This is a genomic window from Collinsella aerofaciens, assembly GCF_039752955.1.
Lineage (GTDB): Bacteria > Actinomycetota > Coriobacteriia > Coriobacteriales > Coriobacteriaceae > Collinsella > Collinsella aerofaciens_BI.
The window spans coordinates 1-14663 of sequence record NZ_JBDMHB010000045.1; the positions used below are offsets into that span (position 1 = coordinate 1).

The window sequence follows — 14663 nt, forward strand, 5'->3', positions numbered from 1 at the left end:
CTTTTATAATGATGCGAACCGTTTTGCATTCTGTGGACCGAAACCTGAAGGGAGCGCGCGTGCGCGTACTCAAACGAGCCCTTGCGATTGTGTATCTTGCCGCCGCCATCGTGGCGCTGGGTACGCTTGTCTGCCAGTTCTGGGGACCGTATACGTATCGCTTTATGCTGCTGTTGCGTGACACCATGCCTCGCGTCGTCGTTACGGTGTGCGCCGCTATCGTGGCGCTTGGCGTGCTCATCGGTTTTTTCCGCCTGATGTTCGCGCGTCGCGAGCCGTCCTGCGTGCATCCGGCGGGGGAGCGCAATATCGAGGTCACGCTCGCAGCGCTTTCCTCGTGCGCCCGTGCCGCGGCGGAGTGCGATGATCGCGTGATGGTTGAGCATATCGAGGCATGCGTTCAAGGCTCCGACGAGTCGCGCGTTCGTTTTAAGGTCGAGGCCATCGCGCTCGATGACAAGGACGTTGCCGCTCTTGCCACCTCGATGCAGCAGCGCATCGAGAAGGCCTGCGACACCATGCTTGGCACGCCGGGCACGACCGCGCGCGTCCGTTTTTTGCCGTCCAAGACTACCGTCCAGACCGTGGAGGTTTCCGGTGAGTGATACCAACCAAGACAAGACCGCCCGCACGCCGCGCCTGACGATCGACCAGAACGCTACGCTGGCAGGCGAGTTCGCCGACACCAAGCCCGAGGCCGGCGAGCAGCACGACAGCGCCGCCAACGACTTTGACGAGGCCATGGGTCTCATCAAAGGTACGGGCGCTGCTATCTGGAGCTACGCCGTGCGCCACCCCAACACTACGCTCGGTGCCGTGGCAGGCTTTATCCTCGCTGTGCTGGTACTTACGTTGGGCCTGTGGGACACGCTCGTCATCGCATTCTTTGTGCTGATCGGCGCCGTAATCGGCCAGATTCGCGACGGCGAGAACGGTATCGTCAACTTCTTCGGCCGTCTGTTTAGCGGCCGCTAATATGTATTCGACTGTCGCATCCGCGGCAGGCATAAGGAGGAACCATGGCTTTTAATACGAAGGTCGATGTAGCCGATACCGAGCTCGAGGCGAATGAGGCCGTCGCCGCCGAGGCGGAGGACGTAACGCTCGAGGACGAGGCACTCGTCGAGGCCGAGTCCGATGCGGACGAGGACAACGAGGAGATGGACGAGGAGGCGGACGAGTCCGAGGACTCGCTGACCTATTCCAACGGCGTGATCGAGAAGATCGTCGCCATGGCCACCCGCGAGGTGCCGCACGTCCTGGGCATGAAGGGCAACCTCATGCACTTTGTGCAGGAGCAGTTTGGTGCCGAGAACCTGACCAAGGGCGTGACGGTTGAGGTCACCGATGACAACCGCGTGGTCGTCAACATCTCGGTCATCATCGAGTACGGCGCCTATGCGCCTGCAATCTTTGACGACGTTAAGGCGCGCGTCACCGAGCGTCTGGCCGCAATGACCGGCCTTGAGGTGGCAGGCGTCAACCTACGCATCGAGGATGTCATCACCCCCGAGGAGTATGAGCACCGCACCAGCCAGCACGAGTAACCTACCAAAAAGATAGGTTTGTTTTGACAGGTTTTACCTGCGAAAACGCCAAACGGTCGACCGCGCAAGCAAAAGTGCGGTCGACCGCTTTCTATATTCCCTCGATCTAGTCATACCGCTCGTCTAACTAAGGGTTGCAATCTTCGCGTTCCGCGTTACCCTAATGGGCGCATTGTTTCCAAATTGTTAACGAAGGGTTGCCGTAATGGCCGACGAACACGAGACCGAAAGCAAGGCATGGGCGATTGAAGCCGCTGCGGCAGAGGCGGCGTCGCGTGCCGCCGAGGAGATGCATCGTCCTCCGGTGGTGCCGATGGAGCGCGTGGTTGATCGCACCGATATCGAGCGCGGCGAGCGTGTCGGTCAAAAGCGCAGCCAGGAGCCGGGCTTCCCGCGCTTTTTTGCCGAGCTCAATCTGGGCCTGATTCTTACGGCCTTTGCCATCGTTGCGTTTAAAACCCCTAATCACTTTGCTTTTGGCGGCACCTCGGGCGTGTCGGTCATTCTGTCCACGCTGTTCCCGGCCCTGCCCGTCGGCGTCTTTATGTGGATTATCAACGCGGTTCTCGTCGTTTTGGGCTTTATCTTTTTGGAGCGCAAGGCAATCCTGTGGAGCGTCTTCGCCTCGTTTGCGTTGTCCGCCTATGTTTCGCTGTTTGAGCTCTTTATTCCGACCGATGTCTCTCTGACGGGTGATATGTGGCTCGACCTGTGCTTTGCCGTCATCTTGCCGGCGCTCGGCAGCGCTATTGTCTTTGACATCGGCGCCTCGACGGGTGGCACGGACATTCTCGCTATGATCCTCAAACGCCGCACCACGCTCGAGATTGGTCGCGCACTGCTGTTGGTCGATATCGGCATCGTGGCCATCGCGGCCTTTTTGTATGGCCCGCGTGTCGGTCTGTATTGCGTGCTCGGCCTGTTTGCCAAGACGCTTGTGGTCGACAAGGCCATCGAGAGCATCCATCTTCGTAAGGTCTGCACGGTCATTTGTTCCGAGCCCCTTAAGGTCGAGGAGTTTATCGTCAAGCATCTCAACCGCACAGCGACCATCAGCCGCGGCTACGGTGCCTTCTCGGGCAAGTGCGTGACGGTGATCATGAGCGTGCTGAGCCGTCGCGAGGCAGTACAACTGCGCCGCTATGCGCGCGAAGTCGATCCGGGTGCCTTTATCACGATCGTCGACAGCTCCGAGATTGTCGGCAAGGGTTTTCGCGGTACGAACTAACGCGGACGTATTCAACGAACCGCCTGCTGGCGCCGTGTACCTTGCAAATCGGTCATCTTTGAGTATTTGAACTCACATTGGGTGATAATGATGCCAAAGACATCGTTTGCGATCCAGGTGATTCGCTCAAGATACGAAGGGATGATTTCGATGTTCTGCTCGCAGTGTGGCGCCCCTATGGGCGATAACGACAAGTTCTGCGGCGTGTGTGGTGCTCCTAATGCCGGTGCCGCTGGCCCCGCTCCCCAGGGACAGCCTCAGCCCCAGCAGTTTGTTCCGCAACCGCCCGTGGCGAATGCGCCAAAGGGCTGTGTGGTTCAGGCGTTCCAGGATATGACCAAGACCCCGGGCGTGCTTCAGCGTGTATGCCAAATCGCGTTTTTGCCGGCGCTGATTTGCGTTGTGTCGGTGCTCGTGTTGTTTATTCCCGTTATTGGCGGCATTGCGGCTGCCATCGGCTTTTTGGCAGCTTGCATTGCGAGCGTGTGCGGTTCCGGCTTTGGCATCGAGTGGGGTCGCGATCTGTCGCTTAAGATCGATGACGGCATGGATCGTCCGCTGATGCGTTCCACGTCGTTTGGTCTCGGAGTCTTTTCGAGCGTTATTTCGGTCGTGCTCGAGGTTATCGCTGCCATTCCCGTTATCGGTGTAGTGCTTTCGCTGGTGGAGGGCGTGGCGCTTGGTGCCGCAGGCTCGTACTCCTACTATGGCTCCTATGCGCTCGAGGCTGCGCTGTTCGGTTCGCTCGGCCTGCTTGTCCTGGCGCTGATTGCCTCGGCGATTCTGGGTGTCTTCTTTAAGATGTTCGCCGACATCGCCGTGATGCACTTTGCGGTGACCGGTCGCGTCGAGAGCGCGTTTTCGCTCGATAAGGTCTGGGCGGCCTTTAAGCACAACAAGACCAAGCTGTTCTGCGCTTCGTTCCTTCCCGAGTTTTTGACGGGCCTGGTCGCCAATGTTGTCACATGGATCTTGACGGTCGTCTTTGGCGCCATTGCCTCTGTCGGTATGTATAGCTACTACTATCGTCCTACGGGTATTGAGGCAATTGTTACCGGCGGTGGCGTCACGCTCGTGCTGTTCCTGGTGCTGGTTGCTTTCGTCACCGTATTTCTTACGGTCTTTGGCAAGATGCTCAAGCACCGTGCCGTTGGCTATTGGGTCGCACGCTATGCAAGCGAATGGGCCGATGAGGATAAGGACGACGTCCTGACTTTTGCATTGCCCTTCGAGAAGAAGTCCGCTGCTTCGGGTTACAGCGCTCCGGATGCTTCGCCGGCACCTGCACCCGCTCCCGCGACCGAGCCTGAGCCGGCGCCCGAGCCTGAGCCGGCGTCCGAGCCTGAGACGGCATCTGAGCCCGAGCCTGCGCCTGAGCCGGCACCTGCACCTGAGCCGGCGTCCGAGCCAAGCTCCGACGAGGAGCCTCAGGACGAGTAGCCACGCCGCCTGCTATTTGGGGACGGGCTAAAAATAGCGCATGACAAATGAGCGGGGGCGGACGTGTCGAAACGTCCGCCCCCGCTTTGACATCGCGATGTGGCTATGACTGCGAGATGCCAGCGAATCGATTACTCGTCGTGCTTCTCCTCGCGGCGTGCAGCAGCGCGTGCGTCGTGGATGCCCTTGATCGCGGCATGGCGAGCCGTTCGGGCATCATGGATGGCGTCGCGAGCCTCGGCGGTCGTCGCCTTGGCAGAGCGTAGCTTGGCGGCCAAGTCGGGATTGGTTTCGGCGACTGCGGTAATCGCGGGGCCGTCGAGCTCTTCTTGCGTGGGCTCGGCCAAAAAGTCGATGGCATACTGGGCGGCCACCATGGAGCCCTTTGCCAACACGCTCTCATCAATCTTGTAGAAGCAGGAATGCTGGGCGTACGTGGCGCCGATCTTGGGGTTGCGCGTACCTACAAAGGCGAGCACGCCCGGTACGCGGCGCAGGTACTCCGAAAAATCCTCGCCCGAAAGCGTGCCGCGGTAATGGCCTTGACCGGTGGGACCCAGGCATTTGATTACAGCCTGACGGCAGCGCTCGCTCGAGGCGACCTCGTTTTCGACCTTGTAGTTGGCGATGGTGTAATCGGTGAGCTCTGCCTCGGCGCCCAGGGCGGCCGCGGTATGCTCCACGATGCGGCGCATAAGCTCCGGCATTTCCTCATGGGTCGAATCGCCGTAGGTGCGCACCGTGCCGGCGAGGTAGGCCGTGCCGGCGATAACGTTGCGCGCGGTGCCGCCGTGCAGCTCGCCGACGGTGATGACGGCCGGCTCGTAGGGGCTGATTTCGCGCGAGACGATGGTCTGCAGAGCATTGACGATCTCGGCGGCCACCATGACGGCGTCGTGACCGCGCTGGGGCATGGCGCCGTGGCACGAGGTGCCGCGTACATCGATACGGAACCAGTCGGTATTGGCCATGCGCGGTCCGGGCTCGCAGCTCACGGTGCCGGCGTCGACCTCACTCCAGATGTGCGCGGCGTAGGCGCCATCGACGCCGTCGAGCACACCCGTGCCGATCATGAGCTTAGCGCCCTGGCCGTTTTCCTCGCTGGGCTGGAATACGATGCGGACTTCGCCGTGGATGTCGTCGGTCATATGGCGCAGGATTTGCAGCGTTCCGAGCATCATGGCGATATGGCAGTCGTGACCGCAGGCGTGCATGCAACCCTCGTTGACGCTGGCGAACTCCTCGCCGGTCTGTTCGGTGACGGGCAGGGCGTCGATGTCGGCGCGCAGCAGGATGCGGCGGCGTGGCGTGCCGTCCTCGCGATAGGCGTCGGGCGCGGTGCCGCGAAGGGTCGCCACAAGGCCCGTCTTGAGCGGACGCTCGTAGGGGATATTCATGGCGTCGAGCTGGTTGGCGATGTCGGAGGTCGTGCGCTCCTCGGCAAGGCTCAGCTCCGGGTGCTTATGGAAGTGCCGGCGCTGCTTGATGATATAGGGTTCAAACTCGGTAGCGATATCTTTGATGGCTGCGGTGACGTCGTCAGCCGCGCGAGCCTCGGTCGCCGCCATAATCTGCTGTGCCTTGGTCTTCGTCATGGTCGATTTGCTCCTTGCTGGGTTGATCGCAAAATCGTACAGGCTCTCTCCAGTATGCCACCTGCCGCTAGGGCTGGTAAAGTTGCCGTTTGCCGCTTGGGGTTTTGTTGCAAGGGCGGGGGAGTACACTCGGGGGTGTTGAATTTCCTGCCAGAGATGGGGATGCCCATGCAACATATCGATCGGATTATCCGTTCCAAGAACGTCTTTACCGCGCAAGACGGCATCGATACCGCCCGCGAGCTGGCGATTGCCATCGCAGGCGACCGTATCGTCGCAGTCGGTGCGCCCGACGACGTGATCGCCGCCGCTTCTGCCGCCACGTCGGTTATCGACTACGGCGAACAGTTTGTCTGCCCCGGTTTCCATGACGCTCATCTGCACTTCTTCCATACCTCGGTCGGCTCCTCGCCGTACATGCTCATGGATATGGGCACGTCCGAGGCGGCGCTGGTGCAACATGCGCTCGAGTTTTCCCGGGACCTGCCCGACGACGCTTGGGTTGTGACGCAGGGCTGGCGCGACTACCGTTGGGACCCGCCCGAGCATCCTACCAAGGCGTCGCTCGATGCGGCATTCCCCGATCGTCCCTGCGTTATGTATTCGGGCGACGGACACACGCTTTGGCTCAACAGCCGCGCACTCGAGGCGCTCGGCGTCACACGCGACAGCGAGCCGCCAGCGGGCGGCAGCTACGACAAGGATGCAAACGGTGAGCTCACGGGCATTGCTCACGAGGCGGCTGGCATGCAGCTGCTACCGCGCTGCCTTGAGTGGCTGGGGGAGGATCGCATTGCAAGCGCTTACTCCGATCAAATGAGGCGTATGGCCGAGCAGGGCATCACCTCGATATGCGATATGTCGCTCATGCCCATGCCGGGCTGTGACTTTATTCGCGACGATGTTTACGACAAGCTGCAAGCCGCCGGCAAGCTGGGCATCCGCGCCCATCTGTTTCCCACGCTGCTGGATGACCAATCGCGCTTGGAAGAGCTGCAGGCTCGCTATGCGAACAACGCGCTGCTCTCGGCGCCTGGTTTTAAGCAGTTCTTCGACGGCGTGTCGAGCGAACACACGGCGTATCTCACCGAGCCCTATACCAATCCGCGCTTCCCGGGCGATCAGGGCCGTTTGACAGTTCCTGCCGAGCGCATGCGTAAGCTGGTTCTGGCGGCTGCGGAGCGCGGCCACACCGTGCGTATCCACGTCATCGGCGACGGTGCCATCCATGCCGCGCTCGATATCTTTGAGGAGGCCGCCGAACTGTACGGCCTGCCCCAGCACTGCCATAATACGCTCGAGCATCTGGAGAACCTCTTGCCCGAGGACATCGATCGTCTACGCAAGCTTAACGTCGTTGCCTCGAGCCAGCCCTGTCACATTACACTCGACCCGGGCGGCCCCGAGCGCGATCTGGGCCTGGAACGCAGCCGCATCATGTGGCCGTTTGCGACCTATAAGCAGCGCGGCATTCGCCAAGCTTTCGGTACCGACAGCCCTATCACGCCCGTTACCAGCATGAACGTGCTCTACACGGCTATCACGCGCCAGGACCCCAAAAGCCACTGGCCCGAGGGCGGCTGGTTACCGAGCGAGCGCATCGATGCAGCAACAGCCCTGCGCAACTACACCCTGGGCAGCGCGTACGCAGCGGGCGACGAGCAAAACCTCGGCAGCTTGGAGCCCGGCAAGTATGCCGACCTTGTAGTCCTGGACCAAAACCCGCTCACTGTCGATCCACAAGAGCTCCAGGCTACCAAGGTTCAGGCCACCTACCTGGCAGGTAACTTGATTTACGAGCGCTAAGTATTCATGCCGTACCGTTAAGCGCGGCTCGGGCAGCCAATTTTGGGATAACGCTCGAGCCGCGTTTGTTTGCCGGTGAGGATTTGTTAGGAGCGTCCCCGCTCTGCTGGATTTGGGCGCAGGGCGGACGCGCCGCTGCCCTGCGCGCTCAATTTGGACACCAGCAATGCTATCTCTTGGTGTTTTGCATACTTCCCATTACAGATTGCATAAAAAGGCTGGGATATTTTTCCTGATCCTGATGTACCCCCGCCCGTGCCGTGCAAAAAACGGAGTATTCAGCACCGCGAGCTCTGCCGGTGCCGCTGCAGTCGGGTAGCATTGCGGAGATCGACGTCATTTTGGGGTCCGACGTGGCGCGAGGCATGCTTGTTTGTCTCGACGAGGCCTGTCTGCCGACCCAAATCGCCGGTCGAAGGCTACCGTGGGACTAATTAGATGCGCCCGGTGCGTATGCATTTGTCCCGGCCTGCTGAAAACTCCCAAAAATGCACGGTGCTCCCCAGGGGACCCGTGCTCGCAACGAAAACCATGCCCATGTCGCTATCCGCATCGCCTTTTTGCTGCACTGACTTTTCTGAATGCCGGGCTCGAATTAGTTAACCTGCCTCCCGTGTGGCTCCGGAGGGGCGGGGCATAAGGTTTATCGCGAGTTCCGCACGAGCCGAAGGCCACTTAATGTGGCCTTCGTGCGAGCAGGACTGCCCGAGCAGGAAACCTTATGCCCCGCCCCTCCGGAGCCACACGGGAGCCACTGCTAAGTTATCCCCCGGCATTCAGAAAATCTAAGTGCCAAAAAATAAGATTTTTTGACTCTGTGTTGTATAACCCGCCATTCGTGGGTACCATTCAACGCGTACGCAAACAAAAAGGGTTAATTCGCGTGGTATAACCGCGCGGCCCAAAAAGGAGGAGACAAGCATGTCGTCTTTGAAGCCGCTTGCAGATCGTGTTCTGGTCAAGCCCGACGAGGCCGAGCAGAAGACCGCTTCTGGTCTGTATATCGCCAGCAACGCTCAGGAGAAGCCGCAGCGTGGCACCATCGTTGCCGTTGGCGCCGGCAAGGTCAACGACAAGGGTGAGCGCATCCCCATGGACGTCAAGGTCGGTGACGTTGTCATCTACGGTAAGTTCGGTGGCAACGAGGTCAAGGTCGACGGCGAGAAGTATCTGCTGATGCGCGCCGACGACATCTACGCCGTCGTCGAGGCCTAGTCTCGTCAGAATCTCTGATTCGTCTTTGAACGCGCCCGCCGCACAGGACTCGGAAGCGGCGACGCGAGTCACATTTCTTTTGGAGGATTACCTACCATGGCAAAGAACATTACGTTCAACACCGATGCCCGCGCTAAGCTTGCCAAGGGCGTCAACACTCTGGCCGACGCCGTTACCGTCACCATGGGCCCCAAGGGTCGCTACGTTGCGCTGCAGCGCACGTTCGGTGCCCCGACCATCACCAACGACGGCGTTTCCGTCGCCAAGGAGATCGAGCTCGAGGACAACATCGAGAACATGGGCGCTCAGCTGGTGAAGGAGGTTGCCACCAAGACCAACGACACCGTGGGTGACGGCACCACCACCGCAACCCTGCTCGCTCAGGCCATCGTCAACGACGGTCTGCGCAACGTCGCCGCTGGCGCCAACCCGCTGGCCATCCGTCGCGGCATCGACAAGGCCGTCAACGCCGCCGTCGCCGAGATGAAGAAGCAGGCCAAGCCGGTCGAGACCAAGGAGCAGATCGCTTCCGTCGGTACCATCTCCGCCGGTGACCCCGAGGTCGGCGAGAAGATCGCCGAGGCCATGGAGGTCGTGGGCAAGGACGGCGTCATCACCGTCGAGGATTCCCAGACGTTCGACATCACCATCGACACCGTCGAGGGCATGCAGTTCGACAAGGGCTATGTCTCCGCTTACTTCGTCACGGACAACGACCGCATGGAGGCCGTGATGAAGGATCCGTACATCCTCATCACCGACCAGAAGATCTCCAGCGTTCAGGACATCATGCCCGTTCTCGAGGCTGTCCAGCGCGCTGGCCGTGGCCTGCTCATCATCGCTGAGGACATCGACGGCGAGGCTCTGCCTACCCTGGTCCTCAACAAGATCCGTGGCGCCCTCAACGTCTGCGCCGTTAAGGCCCCGGGCTACGGCGATCGCCGCAAGCGCATCCTCGAGGACATCGCCGTCCTCACCGGTGGCCAGGCTGCCCTGGACGAGCTGGGCGTGAAGGTCGCTGACATTACCGCCGATATGCTCGGTACCGCTAAGTCCGTCACCATCTCCAAGGACAACACCGTCGTCGTCGGCGGCGCTGGCTCCAAGGAGGCCATCGACGCTCGTATCGCTCAGATCAAGGGTGAGATGGAGAACACCACCTCTGACTTCGACCGTGAGAAGCTCCAGGAGCGCCTGGCCAAGCTCTCCGGTGGCGTTGCCGTCATCAAGGTCGGCGCTGCTACCGAGTCCGAGCTCAAGGAGATCAAGCATCGCGTCGAGGACGCCCTGCAGGCTACCCGCGCTGCTGTCGAGGAGGGCATCGTCGCCGGTGGCGGCGTCGCCTTCATGGACGCTGCTCCTGCGCTCGACGCCGTTGAGCTTGACGACCCCGAGGAGAAGATCGGCGTCGATATCGTCAAGAAGGCTCTGACCGCTCCGGTCGCTACCATCGCCAAGAACGCTGGCTTTGAGGGCGCTGTCGTGGTCGACAAGGTTGCCGAGCTGCCTGCCGGCCAGGGTCTCAACTCTGCCAACGGCGAGTGGGGCGACATGATCGAGATGGGCGTCCTCGACCCCGTCAAGGTCAGCCGCGTCACCCTGCAGAACGCTGCTTCTGTCGCCAGCCTGATCCTCATCACCGAGGCCACCGTCTCCGATGTGCCCAAAAACACTCAGCTTGAGGACGCTATCGCTGCTGCTACCGCTGGTCAGCAGGGCGGCGGTATGTACTAAGGCCGACAAGGTCTAGAACTCCCACCGGGAATCCGGGGGCGGGACGGGGACTTCTCTCCGGAACGTCCTCGGACATGCAAAGAGGCTCCGCATCGCGCTTCGCGCTGCGGAGCCTCTTTGCGTCCTGACGCTCCTATTTGGCAAGGTGTTTTTTAGAATCCATTTTGCGCTCGGCCTCGAAGGCTTGCCTGTCCCAATCGAGCGGAAGTCCGGCCTCGACCCATGCCTCGTAGGCCCTCCTTATGGGCTTGAGCTCCCTTTGGCCCCTCTCCAGCATCGAGATGTACTTCTCGCTGGTGCCCAGTATGGACGCCGCCCTCACCTGGCTGACCTTCGCCGCGCGCCTGGCCGCCACGAGCCCCGAGGCGTCCTCGGGCCTCCTGATCTCGTGCGGGCGCATCAGCGCCCGGTACGCCTCCCAGGACGACGTCCCCTCCATCGCGACGCAGGCCGGCTCCCCGGCCGCCGCGATCGCCCCGGCGAGCGCCTCGTAGCCCGCCGCGTCGGCGGGGAACTGGCGGGACAGGACCTTGCGGCCCCTCCAGTCCAGGACGTACAGCCAGTGCGAGTCGGCGTGGGTGTCGACCCCGCAGAAGACCGGCCCGCGGGCGCCGGGTGCCGATTCGTTTTGCATGCCTCGCTCCGTTCTTTCCGTGCTCGCCTGGACCGGGCAGACGGCACACTGACGGGGCGCGATAGAATGCGGTTGTTCGGGTCCGCGGTATCGCTCCATGCTCCTATTAGGTCATGCGGCGGTCTCGGCTCGTCGCGGCCCGCGCGGGACATGTCAGGAAACGAGGGCAGCTCTGTGGGCGCCAGCGGAATGTGGGGTCACCGCGCGGTCCGCATCTGATGGTGTCGACGTCAATGGTATACGGGTGCATCATCGACGTCTTCAATACAGAAAATATCAGTGCGGAATGTTCCGGAGAGAAGTCCCCGTCCCGCCCCCGGATTCCCTGCGTTTACGGCCTTGAGGTCGGCGTGGGCGGAGAATGTGGTTGATGGGGATACGTGTCCCTTTCGCTGTTTCGCGGCTTTGCCGCGAAAAGCGCGTTACTTTGGGATGGGTGGGGAACGTGGTTGTTGCGGCAACTGATCCCCGCCACAAATTACCCTTGGCATACTTGCGCGAAAGCCTACTGGTGCTACACTTGCAAGTGCTGTTTCAGGGCGGGGTGAAATTCCCCACTGGCGGTAAATCGGGCGGTGCCAAAGGGGTGCCGTGGCGCAGGCGAGGCGTCTGCGACCGAGCCGATGAGTCCGCGACCCGTGTGTGCGTTGGTTCGCATGCCGGCTGAACTGGTGAGATCCCAGTACCAACGGTTAGAGTCCGGATGAAAGAGGCAGGTGATCTTATGTCTGAACAGTCGCAGCATATCCATTTTGAGAACACGAATAGGTGGAGCACCAAACAGCTCGTTACCATGGCGTTGATGTGCGCCTTGGGCGCCCTGTTTATGTACGTGCAGCTGCCTATCCTTCCTTCGGCGCCGTTTTTGACGTATGACCCGTCGCTGGTGCCGGCGATGGTGTGCGGTTTTGCGTATGGTCCTGGCGCCGGCACTGCTGTTGCCGCCATGGCGATCGTTATCCATGCGCTCACCACGGGTGACTGGGTCGGCGCGCTTATGAACCTGGTTGCCACGCTGGGCTACATTCTGCCCGCGGCTACCGTTTACCAGAAGATGCACACCTATAAGGGTGCCGTGATTGGCCTGGTGCTCGGCGTCATTGCCGCTACGGCGCTGTCTATGGTCGCAAACCTTACCATTGGCGTTTGGTTCTGGTATGGCTCGGTCGATGCGATCGCCCCGCTCATGATTCCTGCCGTACTGCCGTTCAACCTTATCAAGACCGTGCTTAACTCGGTGTTGACGCTGGTGGTGTATAAAGCAGTCTCCAACCTCATCACGCCTAAAAAGGACCAGGTCAAAGGCCGCGCATGATTGAGTGTCGGGGCGTTTCCTTTAGCTATGACGGTGCCGTGTCGGCACTCGACGGTGTCGATCTGAACATCGAGGACGGGGAGTTTTTCTGCATCCTCGGTGGCAATGGGTCGGGCAAGTCGACGTTTGCCAAGCATCTGAATGCGCTGCTGCAGCCCGATGCGGGCACGGTGCGCATTAACGGCATGGATGCGTCCGATCCCGAGCTGGTCTACGACATTCGCTTGACTGCTGGCATGGTGTTCCAGAATCCCGACGACCAGCTTGTGGCGACGCTTGTCGAGGACGACGTTGCGTTTGGTCCCGAGAACTTAGGGGTCGAATCGGCCCAGATCGCGCAGCGCGTGCGCGAGGCGCTGAAGGCCGTGGGTCTGGTGGGCTTTGAGCGCCACGAGACCCATGCGCTCTCGGGTGGCCAAAAGCAACGCGTGGCGCTTGCCGGCGTGCTCGCCATGGAGCCGCGCGTTCTCATTTTGGATGAGGCCTCCTCGATGCTCGATCCGCGCGGACGCAAGGGTCTTATGAAGGCCTGTCATGCGCTGCACGAACGCGGCATGACCATCGTGATGATTACGCACTTTATGGAAGAGGCCGCTGAGGCCGATCGCGTTGCTGTCTTCCAAGCGGGCCGCGTTGCCATGTTGGGCACGCCCGAGGAGATCTTGACGCAGGCGGACGAACTCGCGCAGCTCAACCTTGATATGCCGGAGTCGTGCCGTTTGGGCGTGGCGCTTCGTGCGAAGGGCGTGCCCGTTTATGCGCAGGTGCGCGAGGCGGATGTGGTCGCCGGTATAGCGCAGGCTTATGCCGAGCGGAGTAGGACAGGCATCGCCGGGTGGCCTTTCGCATTCGATCCTCGTATTCCCGACAACGTTTCCTCTGCGCTCGATGGCGCAGACGCGCTGGAGCCCGTTATCGAGATTTCGCACCTTTCGTTTAGCTATTCGCTGAGCGCCCGCGAGCGCCGCCGCTGGCATAAGCGCTCGGCCACTGCGGACAAATCGAGCAAACAGGCTCTCTGGGGAAACGTCCCCAGCAGCCCGTGGGCGCTGCGCGGTGTATCGCTGACGGTGCGTCGCGGCGAGTTCCTGGGCTTGGCAGGTCATACCGGTTCGGGTAAGTCGACGCTGGTCCAGCATCTCAACGGTTTGATTCGCCCTCAGGAGGGATCCGTTCGCGCGCTGGGGCTCGATCTGTCAAACAAGAAAGACGCCGCCGCGGTTAAGGCCAAGGTCGGCGTGGTGTTTCAATATCCTGAGCGTCAGCTGTTTGCCGAAACCGTGGCGCAGGACGTGGCGTTTGGTCCGCATAACCTTGGCTTGCCGCAAGATGAAGTCGACCGTCGTGTCGAGTCATCGCTCTCGCGCGTGGGCCTCGACCTTTCCACGGTCGGCGACAAGAGTCCCTTTGAGCTTTCGGGCGGTCAGCAACGGCGTGTGGCATTCGCCGGCGTGCTCGCCATGGAGCCCGAAGTCCTGGTGCTCGATGAACCCATGGCGGGGCTCGATCCGGCTGCGCGCAGTGATTTCCTGGAGCTCATCGATCGACTCCATCGCGAGGGCCTGACCGTTGTCATGGTTTCGCACAGCATGGATGACCTGGCCAATTGCTGCGACCGTATCGTCGTAATGAACGAAGGTGCGGTGTTTGCCGAGGGAACCCCCGCTCAGGTGTTTGCGCATGCGGATGAGCTTAAATCAATCGGCTTGGGTGTTCCCGCTGCCCAGCGCATGGCGCTGGCGCTTGCGAAGGCAGGCGTGCCGCTGCGCTTTGACGGCCTTTATACGGTTGAGTCGCTGGCAGACGAGTTGGTGGACCTGCTAATCGGTCGCTCGGGCGGTCCTTCTAACGTCGCGGACATTGCTAAATCCAAGACGGTCGCGCGAGAGGAGGGCTGCTAATGGAGGCGTTTTCGTTTGGCAGCTACTATCCCGGCGATAGTGCGATCCACCGCCTGGACCCGCGAACTAAGTTGCTCTTGGGCTTTGTGTTTCTGATCACGACGCTCACAGTCAGCAGCTTCCGCGGACTGGTCCCGGTCGCAATCTTCGTTGTCCTGATCTATACCGTGTCCCGGGTGCCGTTGCGCCGGGTCCTATCATCGATGGCGCCGCTGCTGGCAATCGTCGTCGTGGTCGCGGTGCTCAAC

At 61.1% G+C, this 14663-nt stretch carries 13 protein-coding genes and 1 riboswitch; of the genes, 11 read left to right on the top strand and 2 right to left on the bottom strand.

Annotated features, from left to right (window positions below):
• Window positions 1-59: 59 nt before the first annotated feature.
• The 5 genes from ABHR75_RS08535 to ABHR75_RS08555 all read left to right on the top strand — a co-directional run bounded on the left by ABHR75_RS08535 (window position 60) and on the right by ABHR75_RS08555 (window position 4215).
• Window positions 60-605: an Asp23/Gls24 family envelope stress response protein gene (locus ABHR75_RS08535; protein WP_346964111.1), complete on the top strand. Its 546-nt coding sequence runs from the start codon at window positions 60-62 to the stop codon at window positions 603-605.
• Complete coding sequence (locus ABHR75_RS08540) at window positions 598-975, top strand: DUF2273 domain-containing protein (RefSeq protein ID WP_346964112.1); 378 nt, start codon at window positions 598-600, stop codon at window positions 973-975. Before ABHR75_RS08535 ends, ABHR75_RS08540 begins: the two co-directional genes overlap by 8 nt.
• A 44-nt stretch (window positions 976-1019) precedes the next feature.
• Entirely contained in the window at window positions 1020-1547 is a 528-nt protein-coding gene (locus tag ABHR75_RS08545) for an Asp23/Gls24 family envelope stress response protein (RefSeq protein ID WP_035137581.1), read from the top strand.
• Between the two features lie 205 nt (window positions 1548-1752).
• Complete coding sequence (locus tag ABHR75_RS08550; protein ID WP_346964113.1) at window positions 1753-2775, top strand: YitT family protein; 1023 nt, start codon at window positions 1753-1755, stop codon at window positions 2773-2775.
• Between the two features lie 150 nt (window positions 2776-2925).
• The gene (locus tag ABHR75_RS08555; RefSeq protein ID WP_346964114.1) at window positions 2926-4215 is read left to right on the top strand and encodes a zinc-ribbon domain-containing protein; all 1290 of its coding nucleotides are present in this window, start codon (window positions 2926-2928) and stop codon (window positions 4213-4215) included.
• A 131-nt stretch (window positions 4216-4346) separates the two neighbouring features.
• On the opposite strand, the gene ABHR75_RS08560 is transcribed toward ABHR75_RS08555, so the two are convergent.
• A complete protein-coding gene (locus tag ABHR75_RS08560; RefSeq protein ID WP_195568599.1) occupies window positions 4347-5810 on the bottom strand; it encodes a M20 family metallopeptidase in 1464 nt (487 codons plus the stop codon).
• A gap of 162 nt (window positions 5811-5972) precedes the next feature.
• On the opposite strand from ABHR75_RS08560, the gene ABHR75_RS08565 reads away from it, so the two are divergent.
• From ABHR75_RS08565 to groL, 3 genes are all read left to right on the top strand, one after another.
• Window positions 5973-7616, top strand: a complete 1644-nt coding sequence (locus ABHR75_RS08565) for an amidohydrolase (protein ID WP_229107790.1) — start codon at window positions 5973-5975, stop codon at window positions 7614-7616.
• 921 nt (window positions 7617-8537) lie between these two features.
• Window positions 8538-8831 carry a co-chaperone GroES gene (groES, locus tag ABHR75_RS08570; protein ID WP_022094351.1) on the top strand — a complete coding sequence of 98 codons (294 nt, stop codon included), beginning with the start codon at window positions 8538-8540 and terminating at the stop codon, window positions 8829-8831.
• A 96-nt stretch (window positions 8832-8927) separates the two neighbouring features.
• Window positions 8928-10565: a chaperonin GroEL gene (gene groL / locus ABHR75_RS08575; RefSeq protein ID WP_022094352.1), complete on the top strand. Its 1638-nt coding sequence runs from the start codon at window positions 8928-8930 to the stop codon at window positions 10563-10565.
• A gap of 133 nt (window positions 10566-10698) precedes the next feature.
• On the opposite strand, the gene ABHR75_RS08580 is transcribed toward groL, so the two are convergent.
• Window positions 10699-11199, bottom strand: coding sequence for a helix-turn-helix domain-containing protein (locus tag ABHR75_RS08580; protein ID WP_195624940.1), 501 nt, complete (start codon window positions 11197-11199; stop codon window positions 10699-10701).
• Window positions 11200-11725: 526 nt separating this feature from the next.
• A riboswitch (FMN riboswitch) is annotated at window positions 11726-11918 on the top strand.
• 5 nt (window positions 11919-11923) lie between these two features.
• On the opposite strand from ABHR75_RS08580, the gene ABHR75_RS08585 reads away from it, so the two are divergent.
• From ABHR75_RS08585 to ABHR75_RS08595, 3 genes are all read left to right on the top strand, one after another.
• Window positions 11924-12514, top strand: coding sequence for an ECF transporter S component (locus ABHR75_RS08585; protein ID WP_117745765.1), 591 nt, complete (start codon window positions 11924-11926; stop codon window positions 12512-12514).
• Window positions 12511-14415, top strand: a complete 1905-nt coding sequence (locus ABHR75_RS08590; RefSeq protein ID WP_195569181.1) for an energy-coupling factor transporter ATPase — start codon at window positions 12511-12513, stop codon at window positions 14413-14415. The genes ABHR75_RS08585 and ABHR75_RS08590 overlap by 4 nt, the downstream gene beginning before the upstream one ends.
• Window positions 14415-14663 (top strand): CbiQ family ECF transporter T component (locus tag ABHR75_RS08595; RefSeq protein WP_346964115.1); only part of this gene is annotated, 249 nt, incomplete at its 3' end. The genes ABHR75_RS08590 and ABHR75_RS08595, both read left to right, overlap by 1 nt.